General features: G+C 72.9%; 17 protein-coding genes. 5 read left to right on the top strand and 12 right to left on the bottom strand.

Features of this window, described 5'->3' with window-relative positions:
- Nucleotides 1–38 precede the first annotated feature (38 nt).
- Nucleotides 39–1,568 (top strand): UDP-N-acetylglucosamine 1-carboxyvinyltransferase, encoded by a 1,530-nt coding sequence (locus ACFY8W_RS35255; protein WP_391114540.1) that lies wholly within the window; start codon nt 39–41, stop codon nt 1,566–1,568.
- A gap of 106 nt (nt 1,569–1,674) precedes the next feature.
- On the opposite strand, the gene ACFY8W_RS35260 is transcribed toward ACFY8W_RS35255, so the two are convergent.
- The 5 genes from ACFY8W_RS35260 to ACFY8W_RS35280 form a co-directional block, all read right to left on the bottom strand.
- Complete coding sequence (locus ACFY8W_RS35260; protein WP_391114543.1) at nt 1,675–2,793, bottom strand: calcium-binding protein; 1,119 nt, start codon at nt 2,791–2,793, stop codon at nt 1,675–1,677.
- A gap of 138 nt (nt 2,794–2,931) precedes the next feature.
- Nucleotides 2,932–3,783, bottom strand: coding sequence for a hypothetical protein (locus ACFY8W_RS35265; RefSeq protein ID WP_391114545.1), 852 nt, complete (start codon nt 3,781–3,783; stop codon nt 2,932–2,934).
- An 80-nt stretch (nt 3,784–3,863) separates the two neighbouring features.
- Nucleotides 3,864–5,417: an MFS transporter gene (locus ACFY8W_RS35270; RefSeq protein ID WP_391114547.1), complete on the bottom strand. Its 1,554-nt coding sequence runs from the start codon at nt 5,415–5,417 to the stop codon at nt 3,864–3,866.
- A gap of 134 nt (nt 5,418–5,551) precedes the next feature.
- On the bottom strand, nt 5,552–5,950 hold the full coding sequence (locus ACFY8W_RS35275; protein ID WP_391114550.1) for a Rid family hydrolase: 399 nt from the start codon (nt 5,948–5,950) through the stop codon (nt 5,552–5,554).
- Nucleotides 5,947–7,206 carry an acyl-CoA dehydrogenase family protein gene (locus ACFY8W_RS35280; RefSeq protein ID WP_391114553.1) on the bottom strand — a complete coding sequence of 420 codons (1,260 nt, stop codon included), beginning with the start codon at nt 7,204–7,206 and terminating at the stop codon, nt 5,947–5,949. Before ACFY8W_RS35280 ends, ACFY8W_RS35275 begins: the two co-directional genes overlap by 4 nt.
- A 263-nt stretch (nt 7,207–7,469) precedes the next feature.
- Here ACFY8W_RS35280 and ACFY8W_RS35285 point away from each other — a divergent pair, with 263 nt between their 5' ends.
- Nucleotides 7,470–9,179 carry an AMP-binding protein gene (locus tag ACFY8W_RS35285; protein ID WP_391114555.1) on the top strand — a complete coding sequence of 570 codons (1,710 nt, stop codon included), beginning with the start codon at nt 7,470–7,472 and terminating at the stop codon, nt 9,177–9,179.
- 5 nt (nt 9,180–9,184) lie between these two features.
- The gene (locus ACFY8W_RS35290; protein ID WP_391114557.1) at nt 9,185–9,994 is read left to right on the top strand and encodes a PaaX family transcriptional regulator C-terminal domain-containing protein; all 810 of its coding nucleotides are present in this window, start codon (nt 9,185–9,187) and stop codon (nt 9,992–9,994) included.
- 17 nt (nt 9,995–10,011) lie between these two features.
- On the opposite strand, the gene ACFY8W_RS35295 is transcribed toward ACFY8W_RS35290, so the two are convergent.
- The 4 genes from ACFY8W_RS35295 to ACFY8W_RS35310 are packed head-to-tail and all read right to left on the bottom strand — an operon-like array spanning nt 10,012 to nt 13,821.
- Entirely contained in the window at nt 10,012–10,401 is a 390-nt protein-coding gene (locus ACFY8W_RS35295) for a VOC family protein (RefSeq protein ID WP_391114559.1), read from the bottom strand.
- Entirely contained in the window at nt 10,398–10,691 is a 294-nt protein-coding gene (locus tag ACFY8W_RS35300; protein ID WP_391114562.1) for a metalloregulator ArsR/SmtB family transcription factor, read from the bottom strand. The genes ACFY8W_RS35295 and ACFY8W_RS35300 overlap by 4 nt, the downstream gene beginning before the upstream one ends.
- 41 nt (nt 10,692–10,732) lie before the next feature.
- On the bottom strand, nt 10,733–13,009 hold the full coding sequence (locus ACFY8W_RS35305) for a bifunctional salicylyl-CoA 5-hydroxylase/oxidoreductase (protein ID WP_391114565.1): 2,277 nt from the start codon (nt 13,007–13,009) through the stop codon (nt 10,733–10,735).
- Nucleotides 12,994–13,821: an enoyl-CoA hydratase family protein gene (locus ACFY8W_RS35310; protein ID WP_391114568.1), complete on the bottom strand. Its 828-nt coding sequence runs from the start codon at nt 13,819–13,821 to the stop codon at nt 12,994–12,996. The genes ACFY8W_RS35305 and ACFY8W_RS35310 overlap by 16 nt, the downstream gene beginning before the upstream one ends.
- Nucleotides 13,822–14,074: 253 nt before the next feature.
- Between ACFY8W_RS35310 and ACFY8W_RS35315 the strand changes: the two genes are divergently transcribed.
- Complete coding sequence (locus tag ACFY8W_RS35315) at nt 14,075–14,554, top strand: ATP-binding protein (protein WP_391114571.1); 480 nt, start codon at nt 14,075–14,077, stop codon at nt 14,552–14,554.
- A 110-nt stretch (nt 14,555–14,664) separates the two neighbouring features.
- Here ACFY8W_RS35315 and ACFY8W_RS35320 read toward each other — a convergent pair whose 3' ends face one another.
- Nucleotides 14,665–15,483, bottom strand: a complete 819-nt coding sequence (locus ACFY8W_RS35320; protein WP_391114573.1) for an MBL fold metallo-hydrolase — start codon at nt 15,481–15,483, stop codon at nt 14,665–14,667.
- 48 nt (nt 15,484–15,531) lie between these two features.
- Between ACFY8W_RS35320 and ACFY8W_RS35325 the strand changes: the two genes are divergently transcribed.
- Nucleotides 15,532–15,963 carry a MerR family transcriptional regulator gene (locus ACFY8W_RS35325; protein WP_391114576.1) on the top strand — a complete coding sequence of 144 codons (432 nt, stop codon included), beginning with the start codon at nt 15,532–15,534 and terminating at the stop codon, nt 15,961–15,963.
- A 147-nt stretch (nt 15,964–16,110) separates the two neighbouring features.
- On the opposite strand, the gene argF is transcribed toward ACFY8W_RS35325, so the two are convergent.
- Entirely contained in the window at nt 16,111–17,121 is a 1,011-nt protein-coding gene (gene argF, locus ACFY8W_RS35330; RefSeq protein ID WP_391114579.1) for an ornithine carbamoyltransferase, read from the bottom strand.
- A gap of 163 nt (nt 17,122–17,284) precedes the next feature.
- Nucleotides 17,285–18,520, bottom strand: a complete 1,236-nt coding sequence (locus ACFY8W_RS35335; protein WP_391114582.1) for an arginine deiminase — start codon at nt 18,518–18,520, stop codon at nt 17,285–17,287.
- Nucleotides 18,521–18,542 lie beyond the last annotated feature (22 nt).

Below are 18,542 nucleotides of genomic sequence, written 5' to 3' on the forward strand. Positions count from 1 at the left end.
TCGCAAGGCTCATCTCATATCTGAGATAACGTGACGCCATGGCAGACGACTACCTCGTACGCATCGGCAAGCTCATCCGTGACGCCCGCCAGCACCGCGGCTGGACCCAGACCCAGCTGGCCGACGCACTCGGCACCAGCCAGAGCGCCGTCAACCGGATCGAGCGCGGCAACCAGAACATCAGCCTTGAGATGATCGCCCGCATCGGCGAGGCACTCGACAGCGAGATCGTCTCTCTCGGTTACGCCGGCCCGATGCACCTGCGGGTCGTCGGCCGCCGCCGCCTCTCCGGCGCCATCGACGTCAAGACCAGCAAGAACGCCTGTGTCGCGCTGCTGTGCGCCTCGCTGCTCAACAAGGGCCGCACGGTGCTGCGCCGGGTCGCCCGCATCGAGGAGGTCTTCCGCCTCCTGGAGGTCCTCAACTCCATCGGCGTCCGCACCCGTTGGATCAACGAGGGCGTGGACCTGGAGATCGTGCCGCCCGCCGAGCTGGACATGGAGTCCATCGACGCCGAGGCCGCGATCCGCACCCGCTCCATCATCATGTTCCTCGGCCCGCTGCTGCACCGCCTGGACCGCTTCAAGCTGCCGTACGCCGGCGGCTGCGACCTCGGCACCCGCACCATCGAGCCGCACATGATCGCGCTGCGCCGCTTCGGCCTCGACATCACCGCGACCGAGGGCCTCTACCACGCCCAAATCGAGCAGTCCGTGGCCCCCGACCGCCCGATCGTCCTGACCGAGCGCGGGGACACGGTGACCGAGAACGCCCTGCTGGCCGCCGCCCGCCACGACGGCGTCACCGTCATCCGCAACGCCTCCTCCAACTACATGGTCCAGGACCTGTGCTTCTTCCTGGAGGCGCTGGGCGTACGGGTCGAGGGCATCGGCACGACGACGCTCACCGTGCACGGCGTCCCGGAGATCGACGTCGACGTCGACTACTCCCCCTCCGAGGACCCGGTCGAGGCGATGAGCCTGCTGGCCGCGGCCGTCGTGACGGAGTCGGAGCTGACGATCCGCCGGGTCCCGATCGAGTTCATGGAGATCGAGCTCGCGGTCCTGGAGGAGATGGGCCTCGACCACGACCGCTCGCCCGAGTACGCCGCCGACAACGGCCGCACCCGCCTGGTCGACCTCACGGTCCGCCCCTCCAAGCTGGAGGCGCCGATCGACAAGATCCACCCGATGCCCTTCCCGGGCCTCAACATCGACAACGTGCCCTTCTTCGCGGCGATCGCGGCCACGGCCCAGGGCAAGACCCTGATCCACGACTGGGTCTACGACAACCGCGCCATCTACCTCACCGACCTCAACCGCCTCGGCGGCCGCCTCCAGCTCCTGGACCCCCACCGCGTCCTGGTCGAGGGCCCCACCCGCTGGCGCGCCGCCGAGATGATGTGCCCGCCGGCCCTGCGCCCGGCGGTGGTCGTCCTGCTGGCGATGATGGCGGCGGAGGGCACGTCGGTGCTGCGGAACGTCTACGTCATCAACCGGGGGTACGAGGACCTGGCGGAGCGGCTGAACTCGGTGGGGGCGCAGATCGAGATCTTCCGGGATATCTAGGGATAATCCCCGCGAAAGTCTGCGAAACCTGCGGAGGCCCCGTCACCCTTCCGGTACGCCGGTGGGTGACGGGGCCTCCGTCCCGCCCACCTGGCCCCCGTCCGGTTCAGGCCTCGCAGGCCGTTTCGATGTCCGCGCCCGCCTCTCCGTCGCAGTCGTCGGTGCCCGGGCCGCCGTTGAGGCGGTCGGGGCCGGGGCCGCCGCGGACGTGGTCGGGGCCTTCGCCGCCGAGGAGGGTGTCGGCGCCGCCCACGGTGCCGATGGAGACGTTGAGTTCGCTGTCGACGTTGTCGCCGAAGACGCGGTCGGCGCCGCCGCGGCCGTTGACGACGTCGTCGGCGGCCGTGGCATCGGTGGCGGTGTTCGTCACGCTGTCGCCGAGGAGGACGATCTCGTCGGCGGAGCCGCCCGTGATGCGGTCCCTGCCGGATCCGGTGGACTTGCCGAAGTTGGCCACGTGGTCGCCCGCCGCCCCGAAGCCGCCGTCGGTTCCCAGGTCGACGGTGTCATCGCCGCCCGCGCCGTCCACGACGTCGTCGGCGCGGCTGTCGCCGACGGCGAAGTCGAAGTCGCCCTGGCCCAGGAGGATCACGTCGTCGCCGGCGCCCGTGGCCTTGGTGACGGCGTACGAGTCGCCCACGATGATGTCCTCGCCGTCGTCGCCGTGGAGGAAGTCGTTCGCCCCTCCGGACGCCTCGACGCCGGAGCTGTCTCCGGTGATCAGGTCGTGGCCGACGCCGCCGTGGATCGTGTCCGCTGCCCCGCCCACGGCCTTGCCGCCCGCGGACACGTTGTCCCCGAACATGTTGTCGTTGTCCCCTCCGCCGTCGACCCGGTCGCGGCCGGCGACGCCGCCGGTCACGTCGCCGTCGGCGTACTCGTCGCCGACCAGCAGGTCGTCGCCGAGGCCGCCGTCGACCTGGTCGTCGCCCGTGCCTCCCGCGACGCTGTCGTGACCCGCGCCGCCGCCGAGGACGTCGTTTCCGCCCAGGCCGCAGATCTTGTCGTCGCCGCCCGCGCCGTCGATGCGGTCGTTGCCGGGCGTGCCGATGATCACGTCGTCGCCCGGCGTGCCCTGGGTGCCGGTGACCGTGGCCGTGGCGCCGAAGCAGGTCGGCTCCGCGGCGCCCGCCGCGCCGGCCCCCATTCCGAGCAGGGCCGCCGCGGCGAGCGTATGGGCCCCCAGGGCGGCCGCGAGCCGTCTACGGCGATGCACTTCCCACATGGGTGTCTCTCCTTCGCTTGCACAGTGCCTGGCGCTCACTGTGCGTGCGGAGGAGCGGCCGCGGCCGCCCATCGACGGGCCGCCCCGGTAAGTTCATCCGATCGGATTCTGATCTGTACGCGCGATGAGCGGGCTCCGTCAGGAGCGGTACCAGGTGACCGGGACCTTGACCTCGACGCCGCCGTTGCCGCCCTCGCCGCCGAAGCGGACGATGCCGCCGATGCTGGAGAGGGTGCTGTCCCAGCAGTTCACGTCGGCCAGCCGGATCTCCGGCATCTTCAGCGCGGCACCGTCCACCACCGGCCGGAACGGCTTGATGCCGTCCGGCTGCAGTTGCAGCTTCACCGGCTCGGCGGCCGTCCAGGCACCGCCGGCCGGGGCGAAGCGGGTGACGATCTCGTCGTCGGCAGGAAGGCCCGTGGCCGGGTCCGTCTTCGGGACGAAGCGCAGCTCGACCAGGGTCGCCTTGTTGCCCGTCGGGAGGGTTCCGGCGGGGACCAGGCCCACGTAGGTACCGGTGATCGGCTTCCCCGTGTTCCAGCACGCATAGGCGGTGGCGGGGATGTCGCCGGTGACCGGCGGCACCGAAGGGCTGGGCGTCGGGCTCGGCTCCGACGGGCTGGGCGTCGGGCTCGGCGGGCTGTACGTCGGACTCGGCCACGGGTCGGGCGTCGGGCTCGACGTCGGCTCTCCCCCGCCCGACGTCTCTCCGCCGCCCACGGTCCCGCCCGTGGACACACCACCGTCGCCCCCGCCGTCCACACCGCCGGTCGTCGTCCCGCCGGTGGTCTCCCCAGAGGTCTCACCCGAGGTGGTCCCCACGGAAACGCCGACGGTGTCGCCGCCGTCGACCGATTCGGCCGCCGGCGCGGCCGCGCCAAGGCCCTCGGCGAGGCCGGTGCCGGACGCCGTGAACACGGCGGCGGCGGCGATAGCCGTCGCCGCCGCCACCGTCAGGGATATCGGCCGGATTCTCTGCTTCTCGCTCAACGTGCCTTCTTTCGCTGGTGGTTCGGGCTTTCGCCCTCACCTTGTCTCCAGCAGGGTGCGTCCAAACCGTGATCTCCGCCTCACCCGCCCGGCATCACCGCGCCGCCCTTCAGGCGTTCCATGTCCGAGGGCCGGACTTTGATCGCGAAGACGGCGATCACGGCGGAGAGGATGGCGAAGGCCGCGGCCACGATGAAGCCGGCGGTGACGCCGCTGGTGAGGACCAGGTCGCCCCAGGGCGGCGGGAGCTGGCCGGTCTTGGCGAACTGGGCCTTCTCCACGGGCCCGGCCTGGGAGAGGAAGGCGGGGACCTGGTCCTGGGCCTCGTTGCGGCTGGCCGTGCCGAAGACCGTGACCAGGATGGACAGGCCCAGGGAGCCGCCGACCTGCTGGGTCGCGTTGAGCAGACCGGAGGCGGCTCCCGCCTCTTGGGGCTCCACGCCGGAGAGGGCCATCAGGGTCAGCGAGACGAACATCATGCCCATGCCCGCGCTGAGCACCAGCATCGGCCCGAGGATGCTGCCGGCGTAGGTGGAGTCGACGTCCGTCAGGGTCAGCCAGGACAGCCCGGCCGCCAGACAGATCGAACCGATCACCATGAAGGGTTTCGGGCCGAAGCGCGGCAGGAACTGGGAGGTGACCCCGGCGAGGACCGCGATCACCGCGCTGACCGGCAGGAAGGCCAGTCCGGCCTGCAGCGGGCTGAAGTCCAGGACCGTCTGCACGAAGAGGGTCAGGAAGAAGAACATCCCGAAGATGGCCGCCGCGAGGCAGAGCATGATGGCGTACGTGCCCGCCCGGTTGCGGTCCGCGAACATGTGCAGCGGGGTGATCGGCTGCCGCGAGCGGCGCTCGATCAGGACGAAGGAGACGAGCAGCACGACCGCCGCCGCGAACGAGGCCACGGTGTACGGGTCCCCCCAGCCCTCCTGCGCGGCGCGGATGAAGCCGTAGACCAGCGCGACCATGCCGAGCGTCGAGGTGAGCGCGCCCAGGATGTCGAAGTGGCCCGGATGCCGCTCCGACTCCTTGACGTGGCGGGGCGTCAGGAAGGCGATGAGCAGGGCGATCGGCACGTTGACGAAGAACACCCAGCGCCAGTCGAGCCATTCGACGAGGACGCCGCCGGCGAGCAGGCCGATGGCGCCGCCGCCGGCCGAGACGCCCGCGAACACGCCGAAGGCGCGGTTGCGTTCGGGACCCTCGTCGAAGGTGGTGGTGATCAGCGACAGCGAGGTCGGCGAGGCGATCGCGCCGCCGACGCCCTGCAGCGCCCGGGCCGCGAGGAGTTGCCAGGACTCCTGGGCGAATCCGCCGAGCAGCGAGGCGAATCCGAAGAGCAGCACGCCGAAGATGAAGACCCGGCGGCGGCCCAGGATGTCACCGGCCCGGCCGCCGAGCAGCAGCAGGCCGCCGAAGGTCAGCGTGTAGGCGTTGACCACCCAGGACAGGCTCGTGGTGGAGAAGTCGAGCGACCTCTGGATGTCCGGGAGTGCGATGTTCACGATGGTGATGTCGAGGACCACCATCAGCTGGCACGAGGCGATCACGAACAGGGCGATGCCCTTGCCGTCGCCGCCGGACTTCTTCGGGGCCGCGGTCTGTTGCGGGGTGGTCGGCTTGGGTGTACTCATGCCGCATCGCGCCCTCACCTGCGGGAGCCGTGGGCCGGTCAGTCCACCTTTCGACACTAAGCCCGGCCCCCGGGGGTGACCAGTTGATCTTTCAGCGACTCGGGGGCCCGGCCCTTCGCCCGGCTCCGGGGCCGCTACTCCAGGACCGCGAAGCCGTCCAGTTCGACCAGGGCCTGTTCGTCCCAGAGCCGTACGACTCCGATCACGGCCATCGCCGGGTAGTCGCGGCCGGCCAACCGGTGCCAGATGCCGCCGAGTTCGTGCGCGTGCCGGCGGTAGTCGGCGACGTCCGTGGCGTAGACGGTGACCCGGGCGAGGTCGGCGGGCGAGCCGCCGGCGTGGCGGAGGGCGGCGAGCAGGTTGGTGAGCGCGGTCTCGAACTGCTCGGGCAGGGTCTCCCCCGTCACCTTGCCGTCGCGGTCGAGGCTGGTCTGCCCGGCGAGGAAGGCCACGCGGGTGCCGGTGGCGGTGACGGCGTGGCTGAAGCCGATGGGCGGGGAGAGTTCGGCGGGGTTGTGGCGGTGCAGGCTCATCGGGCGCCTCCGGCCGTGACGGGTCGCTTGTAGAGCTCCTTGGCGATGATGGTGCGCTGCACCTCCGTGGCGCCCTCGTAGATGCGGGGCGCCCGGACCTCCCGGTAGAGGTGTTCGAGGAGGTGGCCGCGCTGCAGGGCCATGGCGCCGTGCAGCTGCACCGCCGCGTCGACGACGTACTGCGCGGTCTCGGTGGCGAGCAGCTTCGCCATGGCCGCGCGGCGCGGCACGTCCGGGTCGCCACGGTCGTACGCCTCGGCCGCCGCGTACACCAGCAGCCGGGCGGCCTCGGTGCGGGTGGCCATCTCGGCGACCTGGTGGGCGACGGCCTGGAGGTCCGCGAGGACGCCGCCGAAGGCGGGGCGCGCGGCGGTGTGGACGAGGGCGGCGTCGAGCGCGGCCTGCGCCATCCCGACGGCGAAGGCGCCGACGCTGGGCCGGAAGAGGTTGAGCGTGTTCATCGCGACCCGGAAGCCCTGTCCCGGCTCTCCCAGGACGTCCTCGGGCCCGACCGGTACCCCGTCGAAGACGAGGGCGCCGAGCGCGTGCGGGGCGAGCATGTCGAGGGCCTCGCCGGAGAGCCCGGGGCGGTCGGCGGGCACGAGGAAGGCGGTGACGCCCCGGGACCCGGCACGGGCCCCGTCGGCGGACCTGCCGCCGGATCCGTCGCCGGCAGCTCCCCCGGCACGTCCCCCGGCCCGCGGCCCGGCGCCGTCTCCCGCACCGCCGCCCGCGCTCTCGCCCGTTCGGGCGAACACGGTCACGAGGTCCGCCTCGGGCGCGTTCGAGATCCAGCGCTTCTCGCCGTACAGGCGCCAGCGGGGCGGGCCGCCGGGGTCCGTGTCCGGGTCCGGTACGGCTTCGAGGGCGAGGGCCGCGGCGTCCGAGCCGGCGCCCGGCTCGGAGAGGGCGAAGGCGGCGACGGCGCGGCCCGCGACGACCTCGGGCAGCCAGCGGGCGCGCTGGTCCGGCGTGCCGAAGGCGGCGACCGGGTGGGCGCCGAGGCCCTGGAGGGCCAGGGCGGTCTCGGCCTCCGTACAGGCGTGGGCGAGGGACTCGCGCATCAGGCAGAGGTCGAGGGCGCCCGAGTCGAAGAGGCGGCCGATCAGGCCGTGGGCGCCGAGGGCGGCGACGAGGGGACGGTTGACGCGGCCCGGTTCGCCCTTGTCGGCGAGGGGCCGCAGCTGCTCGGCGGCGAGCGCGCGCAGCTCGGCACACCAGGTGGTCTGTTCCGGATCGAGCGAGAATGCGGCCATCGGGGCCCTCTCTGGTGCGTCCGCCGGGCGCCGGGCGGACGCCGGCGGGACGAGCACCTGTATCGCGAACCGTTGACTGTCGTCACCATCACGATACGCTCGTGGAGCCACGGTCGACCCCACCACGACGATCCCGGACCGGAACGGAACGGAACGGACGGAGCAGACCGACAGCTCGCGGCTCCGCCCCCGACCCGCCCGGCTCCTGCGATCGACGGACATCCGAAGATCCACGACGACCCCACCGACAGGGGGACGGACGCATGGAGCTGACGCCCTCGGCGTACCTGGACACCTTCGCCCGCGACCATCTGCCGCCCGCGGAACAGTGGCCGCACCTCCTCTTCGAGCTGCCCTCCCTCACCTATCCCGAACGGCTCAACTGCGGCACCGAGCTGCTCGACCGCACGGTGGAACGTTTCGGCCCGGATCGCGAGGTGTTCCGGGACGGCGAGGGCGGCGTCTGGTCGTACGGCCAGCTGCGCGAGCGCGTCGACCGCATCGCGCACGTCCTCGCCGACGACCTCGGCGTGCGCCCCGGCAACCGGGTGCTGCTGCGCGGCCCCACCACGCCCTGGCTCGCGGCCTGCTGGCTCGCCGTGATGAAGGCGGGCGCGATCGCCGTCACCGTCCTCGCCCAGCAGCGCGCCGGCGAGCTGGCGGTGATGTGCGAGATGGCCAGGTGCAGCCACGCCCTGTGCGACGTGCGCGCCCTCGACGAGCTGCTGAAGGCGCAGGTGCCCGGGCTGCGCGTCACGCCGTTCGGCGGGGACGGGGCCGACGACCTGCTCAGCCTCGCCATCGGCAAGCCCGGGCGGTTCGAGGCGGTGCCGACCGCCGCCGACGACGTGGCGCTCATCGCCTTCACCTCGGGCACCACCGGGCGGCCCAAGGGCTGCATGCACTTCCACCGGGACGTGCTCGCCGCCGCCGACACCTTCTCCGCGCACGTCCTGCGCCCGGAGCCGGACGACGTCTTCGCCGGCTCGCCGCCGCTCGGCTTCACCTTCGGCCTCGGCGGGCTCGTCGTCTTCCCGCTGCGGGCCGGGGCGCGCGCGGTGCTGCTCGAACAGGCCGGTCCGCAGCAGCTGCTCGCCGCGGTCGAACGGCACCGGGTGTCGGTGCTGTTCACGGCGCCGACCGCCTACCGGGTGATGCTCGACGAGCTCGACAAGCCAGGGCACGCCCACGAGCTGGGTTCGCTGCGCCGCTGCGTGTCGGCCGGCGAGAACCTGCCGGCGGCCACCTGGGAGGCCTGGCGGGAGCGGACCGGCCTGAAGCTGATCAACGGCATCGGCGCCACCGAGCTGCTGCACATCTTCATCTCCGCCGCCGACGGAGAGATCCGCCCCGGCACCACCGGCCGGCCGGTCCCCGGCTGGGAGGCACGGGTGGTCGGACGGGACGGGACGGGCCTGAAGGACCTGCCGGACGGCGAGGAGGGCCTGCTCGCGGTGCGCGGCCCGGTCGGCTGCCGCTATCTCGCCGACCCGCGGCAGGCGGACTACGTGCACGACGGCTGGAACGTCACGGGCGACACGTACGTCCGCGACCCGGACGGCTACTTCCGTTACGTCTCGCGCGCCGACGACATGATCATCTCGGCCGGATACAACATCGCGGGCCCGCAGGTGGAGGAGGCGCTGCTCGCCCACCCGGACGTCGTCGAGACGGCCGTGGTGGGGCGGCCCGACGAGCTGCGCGGGCAGGTCGTGGTGGCGTACACGGTGGTACGGGACGGAGTGCCGCGCGACGGGGGCACGGCGACCGCGCTGCGCACCTTCGTCCGGGCCCGGCTCGCGCCGTACAAGGCGCCGCGCGAGATCGTGTTCCTGGACGCGCTGCCGCGCACGGCGACCGGCAAGATCCAGCGCTACCGGCTGAGGGACGTGCCGGACGGACGGGAAGGGCCGGACGGACGGGGAGGGAAGGACGTGCGGGACGACGGCGCGGGACCGGGCACCCTAAAGTGATCACCGTGGCCGAGCAGCACACTCCCCGATCCCTGATCGTCTCCCTGTACGGCGCGTACGGGCGGCTGCCGGACGGCGCGCCGTTCCCGGTGGCGGAGCTGATCCGGCTCCTCGCCGTGCTCGGCGTCGACGCGCCCTCGGTGCGCTCGTCGGTGTCACGGCTGAAGCGGCGCGGGCTGCTGCTGCCCCGGCGGACGGCGGAGGGCGCCGCCGGCTACGCGCTGTCGGAGGACGCGAGGATGCTCCTGGACGACGGCGACCGGCGGATCTACGCCCGTACCGAGCCCGCCCTGGAGGACGGCTGGGTGCTCGCCGTCTTCTCCGTGCCCGAGGCCGAGCGGCACAAGCGGCACCTGCTGCGCTCGCGGCTCGCCCGGCTCGGCTTCGGGACGGCGGCGCCGGGCGTCTGGATCGCCCCGGCGCGGCTGCACGAGGAGACCCGGCACACCCTGGAGCGGCTCGAGCTCTCCTCGTACGTGGACCTGTTCCGGGGCGACCACCTCGGGTTCGCGCCGACGGCCGAGGCGGTGTCCCGCTGGTGGGACCTGCCGTCCATCGCCAAGCTCCACGAGGAGTTCCTCGACGTCCACGAGCCGGTGCTCCGCACCTGGTCGGCCGGCCGGCGGCCGACTCCCGAGGAGGCCTACCGCGCCTATCTGCCCGCCCTCGACTCCTGGCGCCGGCTGCCCTACGCGGACCCGGTCCTCCCGCTCGCCCTCCTCCCCGAGAACTGGCCGGGCACCCGCTCCGCCGAGGTCTTCCTGGCGCTGCACGAACTCCTGCACGCGCGGGGCGGGGAGTTCGTGCGGGCGTAGCGGGCGGCCGGTGCCGGTCAGTCCTTGTACTCGGCGATCTGGATCAGGTTGCCGCAGGTGTCGTCGAGGATCGCGGTGGTGACCGGGCCCATGTCGGTCGGCGCCTGGGTGAAGCGGACGCCGAGGGCGCTCATGCGAGCGAACTCGGCGTGGACGTCGTCGACCGCGAAGGAGTTCACCGGGATGCCGTCGGCGGCCAGCGCGTCCTGGTAGGCCTTGGCGGCGGGGTGCTGGTTGGGCTCCAGGACCAGCTCGACGCCGTCGGGCTCGTCCGGCGACACCACGGTCAGCCAGCTGTGGCCGCCCAGCGGGACCTCGGTCTTCTTCACGAAGCCCAGCACGTCGGTGTAGAAGCGCAGCGCCTTGTCCTGGTCGTCGACGAAGACGCTGGTCAGGTTGATCCTCATGGGGTGTTCTCCGGGGTGTCGGTCCTGAGCCACCGGCTCAGGACGCGTTCGAGCGGCTCGGTGTTCAGGTCGTGGAACTTGTAGCGGCCCTCGCGCCGGGTCCTCACCAGGCCGGCGGCCTCGAGCACCGCGAGGTGCTGGCTCACTCCCTGCCGGGAGATCGCCACGCCGTGCCTGGTCGCCAGGCGCGCGCAGATCTCGAAGAGGGACTGCCCGTCCCGCTCCGCCAGCCCGTCGAGGATGAGCCGGCGGGTGGGATCGGCGAGGGCCTTGAACACATCGTCCGCCATGCCGCCACCATAGGCAAGCACCGACTTGCCTATCAAGTGGGTCAGACGTCCTTGCGGCCCGTCGGCGGCCGGCGGCTGCCCGCGCGGTACGGGACCGGCCAGGGCGCGGCCGGGCCCTCGTAGCCCTGTTCGGCGGCGGCGTGCAGCGTCCAGTGCGGGTCGTAGAGGTGCGGGCGGGCCAGGGCGCACAGGTCGGCGCGGCCGGCGAGGAGCAGGGAGTTCACGTCGTCCCAGGAGGAGATGGCGCCCACCGCGATGACCGGGATCCCGAGGGTGGAGCGGATCCGGTCGGCGTACGGGGCCTGGTAGGAGCGGCCGAACTCGGGGCGCTCGTCGGGCACGACCTGGCCCGTGGAGACGTCGAGGGCGTCGGCGCCGTGTGCGGCGAAGGCGCGGGCGATCTCGACGGCGTCGTCGGCGGTCGTGCCGCCCTCGGCCCAGTCGGTGGCGGAGATCCGGACGGTCATGGGCCGGTCGGCCGGCCATGCCTCCCGTACCGCGTCGAAGACCTCGAGCGGGTAGCGCAGCCGGCCGGCGAGGTCGCCGCCGTAGGCGTCGGTGCGGTGGTTGGTGAGCGGCGAGAGGAAGCCGGAGAGCAGATAGCCGTGGGCGCAGTGGAGTTCGAGCAGGTCGAAGCCGGCCCGGGCGGCGCGGCGGGCGGCGTCGGTGAACTCCTGGCGCACGGCGGCGAGTCCGGCCCGGTCGAGGGCGTGCGGGGTCTGGTTGACGCCGGGCCGGTACGGGAGCGGGGAGGCGGCGACGAGGGGCCAGTTGCCGTCGGGCAGCGGCTGGTCGATGCCCTCCCACATGCGCCGCGTGGAGCCCTTGCGGCCGGAGTGGCCGAGCTGGACGCCGATCGCGGTGCCGGGGGCCTGCGCGTGGACGAAGGCGGTGATCCGGGCCCAGGCCTCGGCCTGGGCGTCGGTCCACAGGCCGGCGCAGCCGGGCGTGATCCGGCCCCGGTCGCTGACGCAGACCATCTCGGTCATGACCAGGCCGGCGCCGCCGAGGGCGCGGGCGCCGAGGTGGACGAGGTGGAAGTCGCCGGGGACGCCGTCCTCCGCCACGTACATGTCCATCGGTGAGACGACGACCCGGTTGCGCAGGGTCAGAGCGCCGAGCCGGAAGGGCGTGAACATGGGCGGGATACCGGGCGGACAGCCGAACTCGGCCTCGACGGCGGAGGTGAACGCGGGGTCGCGCAGGCGCAGGTTGTCGTGGGTGACCCGGCGGCTGCGGGTGAGCAGGTTGAACGCGAACTGGCGTGGGGGCCGGTCGAGTTGTCCGGCGAGCTCCTCGAACCAGCGCAGGCTCGCGGCGGCGGCGCGCTGGGTGGACTCGACGACCGGGCGGCGCTCGGCCTCGTAGGCGGCCAGTGCGTCGGGGAGGCCGCCGGGGTGGGCGTCGACCTGGGCGGCGAGGGCCACGGCGTCCTCGACGGCGAGCTTGGTGCCGGAGCCGATGGAGAAGTGCGCGGTGTGGGCGGCGTCGCCGAGGAGCACCGTGTTGCCGTGCGACCAGCGGGCGTTGACGACGGTGCGGAACGCGGTCCAGGCGGACTTGTTGGAGCGCAGGGCGCGGCCGTGCAGGGCGTCGGCGAAGATCTTGGCGCAGCGGGCGGCGGACTCGGTCTCGTCGAGCTCGTCGAAGCCGGCGGCACGCCAGACCTCTTCGCGCATCTCGACGATGACGGTGGAGGAGTCGGAGGAGAACGGGTAGGCGTGCAGTTGCATGACGCCGTGCTCGGTCTCGGCGATCTCGAAACGGAAGGCGTCGAGGGCGAAGTCGGCGGCGAGCCAGATGTAGCGGCAGCGGTGGGTGGTGAGGGTGGGCCGGAAGGCCGCCGCGTGCGCCTCGCGAGTGCGGCTGTGGACGCCGTCGGCGGCGACGACCAGGTCGTGGGTGGCGGCGAGTTCGGCGGCCGGCGGGGCCTCGGCGCGGAAGCGGAGCCGTACGCCGAGCGTGTCGCAGCGGGCGTGCAGGAGCTCCAGGAGCCGGCGGCGGCCGAGGGCGGCGAAGCCGTGGCCGGTGGAGGTGTGGAGGTGGCCGCGGTGGGCGATGTGGATGTCGTCCCAGCGGACGAGCTCGCGGCGCAGGGCCGCGTACACCTCGGGGTCGGCGTCCGCGATGCCGCCGAGGGTCTCGTCGGACAGGACGACGCCGAAGCCGAAGGTGTCGTCGGGCGCGTTGCGCTCCCAGACGGTGACCTCGCGGTCCGGGTCGCCGCGTCCGATCAGCGCGGCGGCGTAGAGCCCGCCGGGTCCGCCGCCGATGACGGCGACCCGCAGGGGCGGCCGCACGGTCACCGCCCCCGCCACTTCGCGGGCCGCTTCTCGGTGAAGGCCGCGTGGAACTCCGCGTAGTCCTCGCCGTGCATCAGGAGGGCCTGGGTGGCGGCGTCCATCTCGACGGAGGCGGCGAGCGGCATGTCGAGTTCGGCGGTGAGCAGGGCCTTGGTCTGGGCGTGGGCGAGGGCGGGTCCTTCGGCGAGGCGGCGGGCCAGGACGGCGGCGCGGCTGTCGGCGTCGCCTTCCTCGGTCAGCTCGCTGATGAGGCCGATCCGTTCGGCCTCGACGGCGCCGACGGGGTCCCCGAGCATCAGCAGCCGGGTGGCGTGTCCGAGGCCGACGACCCGGGGCAGCAGGTAGGCGGCGCCCATGTCGCCGCCGGAGAGCCCGACGCGGGTGAAGAGGAAGGCGAAGCGTGCGGTGGGGTCGGCGACCCGGAAGTCGGCGGCGAGGGCGAGCACGGCCCCGGCGCCCGCGGCGACCCCGTGGACCGCGGCGATCACCGGGAAGGGGCACTCGCGCAGGGCGCGGACGGTCTGGCCGGTCATCCGGTTGAAGTCGAGGAGCTGGGCGGTGTCCATGGAGAGGGTGGCGCCGATGATCTCGTCGACGTCGCCGCCGGAGCAGAAGCCGCGGCCCTCGCCGCCGAGCACCAGGGCGCGGACGGCCCGCTCCCGCGACAGCTCGGCGAGCAGGTCGCGCAGGTCGGCGTAGGCGCCGAAGGTGAGGGCGTTCAGCTTCTCGGGGCGGGCGAGGGTGATCGTGGCGACCCCGTCGTCGACGGTCAGGCGCAGATGGCGCCAGCGTTCGGTCCGGGTTGCGGAGCCGGTGAAGGGGCTCATTCGGGAGGACCTCCCTGTTGTGTGCACGTACCGGTACGGCAGCACCATCAGGAGGGTATCACTCATGCGTGACTGTCGTCACGAGTACGCGATACACCAAGGTCCTGTGCCGGAGCGGACACAAGTCCCCGCAGATGCGGGCGACCGCCTCTGTGTCCGGATTTTCGGCTCCGTAAGGTTGAAACCAGGACCTCACCGCCCTGCCCGTCCGACCGCCCCACGCCCCCCACCGAGCACGAACGGAACCCCCGCCGTGTCCCCTGCCTCCGGAGCCCCCCGGCCCGCGGCCTGGCGCGTCGAGCTGCCGCACACCACGGCCGCCGTGCCGATCGCCCGCGCCCTCGTCCGTTCCGCCCTCACCGAGATCGAGGGCCCCGAACGGGCCGCCGCCGACAGCGACACGGCCGAGCTGCTGACCGCCGAACTGGTCGCCAACGCCGTGGAGCACACGCCCGGCGACGGCCCGATCGAGCTGGTCGTCGAGTTGATCCCCACCACCGGCGGCTGCCAGATCGAGGTCCACGACCGCCGCCCCGCGGCCCCCGGCGAGCTCATCGGGCCCGGCCCCGTCACCCCGGTCGACCCCTGGCAGGAACACGGCCGCGGGCTGCTCCTGATCCGGGCGCTGAGCAGCGACTGCGGCCACCGCCCCACCGCACACGGCAAGGCGGTGTGGTTCACGCTGCCGGCACTGCCGGCGCAGCGCCGCCGGACCCCCGGTCAGGAGCACTAGGTCCTGTCGTCGAACGCCCGTCGCCGCCCGGAGGGCGGGAGTCTGACGACAGGGCCTGGGCAGGGCGCGGGCACCGGCAGTCCGCCGGGGCGCACGAGCCGGGCACGCGCCTACACCCGGGCGGCCCGGAGGCGCGCGAACTCCCACGGGTCGTGCGCGGAGAAGACCTCGACCTCGTCACCGTGCTCGCGGACCAGCTCGCGCAGCCGGGCCTGGGTGCCGAGCCGCAGGTCGCGGTGGACCTCCGACCGGGTCTGGACGAGGTCCATCAGCGGGTGCGGCTCCTTCGCCGCCGCCATCTCGCGGTGGTAGTAGTACGCGTCGCCGCAGTGCAGCAGCCAGCGGTCGCCGTCCCGTACGGCGACGCCTGTGTGGCCCGCGGTGTGGCCGCCGAGCGGGACGAGCCGGAACCCGGGCGGCAGGCCGTCGAGCAGTACCGAGGTGAAGCCGAACCAGTCCTCGGTGGTCGCGCCGCCCTCGGGGTCGTACGTGACCCAGCGGGGCCCGTGCGCCCAATGGGCCGCCCGGTAGCGGTCGCCGGGGGCGTCGGCGCGCGCGGCGGCCAGTTCGGCGGCGAGCAGGTGCACGCGGGCGCGGGGGAAGTCGGGCAGGCCGCCGCAGTGGTCCACGTCCAGGTGGGTGAGGAGGACGTGCCGCACGTCGGCGGGGTCGAGTCCGAGGCGGGCCACCTGACGGACCGCCGTCTCCTCCTCGTCGAGCGCGGGCCCGGCCATGGCGATCCAGTCGGCACCGAGGCTCGCCTCCGGGTCGCGCACGTCGCCGAGACCGAGGCCGGTCTCGACCAGGACCAGACCGTCGTCGTCGGTCTCCACGAGCAGGCAGTGGTTGACGGCGGGCGCGGGTGCGGGCCCGTCGTAGGTGGGGTCGACCGTGCGGACCGATCCGCAGTTGAGGTGATGGATCTTCATGGCGACTAGGCTGCGACGTGAACCGCGCTTCAAGTCAAGGAGGCAGGGATGGACGAGCCGCTGCTGGACATCGCCGAGGTCGCCCGGCACTCCGGGCTCGCGCCCTCGGCGCTGCGCTACTACGAGAAGAAGGGCCTGATCGCCGCCGACGGCCGCAACGGCCTGCGGCGCACGTACCGTCCCGAGGTCCTGGAGCGGCTCGCCCTGATCACGTGCGCGCGGGGCGCGGGACTCTCGATCGCCGAGATCCACCGCTTCGTCGTGGCGCGCCCGTCGGACGCGGACCTGAGGGCCCGGATGACGGCCAGGGCCGACGAACTCGACGACCAGATCGGCCGTCTGACCCGTCTGCGCGACAGCCTGCGCCACGCGTCCGTCTGCGAGCACGAACCGATCGTCGACTGCCCGGACTTCAAGCGCGCGGTCGGCAACGTCCGCAACGCCCCCGACGCGCCGACGGCGCCCTCTCGTGTCGCCTGAGGGGGCCCGGGTGCGGCGTTGACGGCCGCACGGGGGCCGGAGGCTGCGACGCCCCGGGCCGTTCCTTTCGGATCAGGGCCGGACAGGCCGCGGCGTCCGGCGCGACGCCGGACGCCACGGACCCGGCCAAGATCCGGAAGAGGGGACCTAGGCGACCGGGTCGCCCATGGTGGCGACCATGACCGCCTTGATGGTGTGCATCCGGTTCTCGGCCTCGTCGAAGACCACCGAGTGGGCCGACTCGAAGACCTCGTCGGAGACCTCGAGTTCGGTGAGGCCGTGCCGCTCGTGGATCTCGCGGCCGACGGCGGTGCCGAGGTCGTGGAAGGCCGGCAGGCAGTGGAGGAACTTCACGTCCGGGTTTCCGGTGGCCCGGATGACGTCCATGGTCACGGCGTACGGGGCGAGGACGGCGATCCGCTCGTCCCAGACCTCCTTGGGCTCGCCCATGGAGACCCACACGTCCGTGGCCACGAAGTCGGCGCCGCGCACGCCCTCGGCGACGTCCTCGGTGAGGGTGATCGTCGCACCGCTGGTCTCGGCGAGGCGGTGCGCCTCGGCGACGAAGGACTCGGCCGGCCAGTAGGCCTTCGGGGCGACGATCCGGACGTCCATGCCGAGCAGCGCGCCGGTGATCAGGTACGAGTTGCCCATGTTGAAGCGGGCGTCGCCGAGGTAGGCGAAGACGATCCCGTCGAGCGGCTTGTCGCAGTGCTCGGTCATGGTGAGGACGTCGGCGAGCATCTGGGTCGGGTGCCAGTCGTCGGTCAGCCCGTTGAAGACCGGCACGCCGGCGAAGGCGGCCAGCTCCTCCACGGCGGTCTGGCTGTCGCCCCGGTACTCGATGCCGTCGAACATCCGGCCCAGCACCCGTGCGGTGTCCCTGACCGACTCCTTGTGACCGATCTGCGAGCCGGACGGGTCGAGGTAGGTCGTCGAGGCGCCCTGGTCGGCGGCGGCCACCTCGAAGGCGCAGCGGGTCCGGGTCGAGGTCTTCTCGAAGATCAGCGCGATGTTCCGGCCGCGCAGCCGCTGCACCTCCGTGCCCGCCTTCTTGGCCGCCTTGAGCTCGGCGGCGAGGTCCAGCAGGCCGCGGAACTCCTCAGCGGTGAAGTCCAGCTCCTTGAGGAAGTGGCGGCCGATGAGGTCGGTGGCCATGGGGCCCTCCTGGGGGTGGGTGCGGTCGGGGACGTCCGGGGACGAGGACCCTAGGAAGTATACGTAATTCAGCATTCTTATACAGCCCCGGACCGGCCATCCCTCCGCGGCCCGCCCCTCGGGCCCCCCGGCCCGCCCCTCGGCGCCCTCCCCGGCCCGCCCCTCACGCCACGGCGTCGCGCTCCACCGGACAGCTCATGCACCGTGGGCCGCCCCTCCCCCGGCCCAGCTCGCTCCCGGGGATCTCGATCACCTCGATGCCCTGCTTGCGCAGGTGCGTGTTGGTGGTGACGTTGCGCTCGTACGCCACGACGACGCCGGGCTCCACCGAGAGCACGTTGCAGCCGTCGTCCCACTGCTCCCGCTCCGCCGCGTGGACGTCCTGCGTGGCGGTGAGCACCCGGATGTCCTGGAGCCCGAGCGCCGCGGCGATGGCGCTGTGCATCTGCTCCGGCGGATGGTCGGTGACCCGCAGCGACTGGCCCTCGTCGCCCGGCTCGATCGTGTACGAGCGGAGCATGCCGAGCCCCGCGTACTGGGTGAAGGTGTCCACGTCCACCATCGTCATCACCGTGTCCAGGTGCATGAAGGCGCGGCGCTTCGGCATGTCGAGGGCGACGATGCTGCGCGCCGAGCCCGCCGCGAACATGCCGCGGGCCAGCATCTCCACGGCCTGCGGGGTGGTGCGCTCGCTCATGCCGATGAGCACGGCACCGTTGCCGATCACCAGGACGTCCCCGCCCTCGATCGTCGACGGGTAGTCGGACTGCCCCTCCGACCAGTGGTGGAAGTCGCCCGCCGCCGGGCCGGTGAACAGCGGGTGGTGCCGGTAGATCGCCTCGAAGTGGACGGTCTCCCGCTGCCGGGCCGGCCAGCGCATCGCGTTGATCGACACGCCGTCGTAGATCCAGGCGGAGGTGTCGCGGGTGAAGAGGTGGTTCGGCAGCGGGCCGAGCACGAAGTCGTCGAGGTCGAGGGCGTGGAAGCGCACCGAGGTCGGCTCGCGGTGGGCCGCCAGGAACTCCCGCTTCGTCATTCCGCCGACCAGCGCCTCCGCCAGGGCCTCGGCGTCCAGCGAGTCGAAGGCCGCGCGGAGGTGGTCGGCGGCGAGCGGGCCGTACTCCTTCTCGTGGAAGACCCGTTCGAGCACGAGCTTGCGGGCCGCGGGCAGTTCCAGGGTCTCGCGCAGGAGGTCGCCGAAGAGGTGCACCGCCACCCCGCGGTCACGGAGCACGTCGGCGAAGCCGTCGTGCTCCTGCCGGGCGCGGCGCACCCACAGCACGTCGTCGAAGAGGAGGGCGTCCTTGTTGGTCGGGGTGAGCCGCTTCAGCTCCAGATCGGGGCGGTGCAGGATGACGCGGCGCAGCCGCCCGGTCTCGGAATCGACATGGAATCCCATGCACCCATCCTGGCGGAGCGGA

This window comes from Streptomyces sp. NPDC012637 (genome assembly GCF_042954805.1).
GTDB lineage: Bacteria > Actinomycetota > Actinomycetes > Streptomycetales > Streptomycetaceae > Streptomyces.

Coding starts and splice junctions, on each gene's coding strand:
- ACFY8W_RS35285 (WP_391114555.1), top strand. CDS start 7,470: ATGGAGCTGACGCCCTCGGCGTACCTGGACACCTTCGCCCGCGACCAT.
- ACFY8W_RS35280 (WP_391114553.1), bottom strand. CDS start 7,206: ATGGCCGCATTCTCGCTCGATCCGGAACAGACCACCTGGTGTGCCGAG.
- ACFY8W_RS35335 (WP_391114582.1), bottom strand. CDS start 18,520: ATGGGATTCCATGTCGATTCCGAGACCGGGCGGCTGCGCCGCGTCATC.
- ACFY8W_RS35255 (WP_391114540.1), top strand. CDS start 39: ATGGCAGACGACTACCTCGTACGCATCGGCAAGCTCATCCGTGACGCC.
- ACFY8W_RS35320 (WP_391114573.1), bottom strand. CDS start 15,483: ATGAAGATCCATCACCTCAACTGCGGATCGGTCCGCACGGTCGACCCC.
- argF (WP_391114579.1), bottom strand. CDS start 17,121: ATGGCCACCGACCTCATCGGCCGCCACTTCCTCAAGGAGCTGGACTTC.
- ACFY8W_RS35300 (WP_391114562.1), bottom strand. CDS start 10,691: ATGGCGGACGATGTGTTCAAGGCCCTCGCCGATCCCACCCGCCGGCTC.
- ACFY8W_RS35310 (WP_391114568.1), bottom strand. CDS start 13,821: ATGAGCCCCTTCACCGGCTCCGCAACCCGGACCGAACGCTGGCGCCAT.
- ACFY8W_RS35260 (WP_391114543.1), bottom strand. CDS start 2,793: ATGTGGGAAGTGCATCGCCGTAGACGGCTCGCGGCCGCCCTGGGGGCC.
- ACFY8W_RS35275 (WP_391114550.1), bottom strand. CDS start 5,950: ATGAGCCTGCACCGCCACAACCCCGCCGAACTCTCCCCGCCCATCGGC.
- ACFY8W_RS35270 (WP_391114547.1), bottom strand. CDS start 5,417: ATGAGTACACCCAAGCCGACCACCCCGCAACAGACCGCGGCCCCGAAG.
- ACFY8W_RS35295 (WP_391114559.1), bottom strand. CDS start 10,401: ATGAGGATCAACCTGACCAGCGTCTTCGTCGACGACCAGGACAAGGCG.
- ACFY8W_RS35325 (WP_391114576.1), top strand. CDS start 15,532: ATGGACGAGCCGCTGCTGGACATCGCCGAGGTCGCCCGGCACTCCGGG.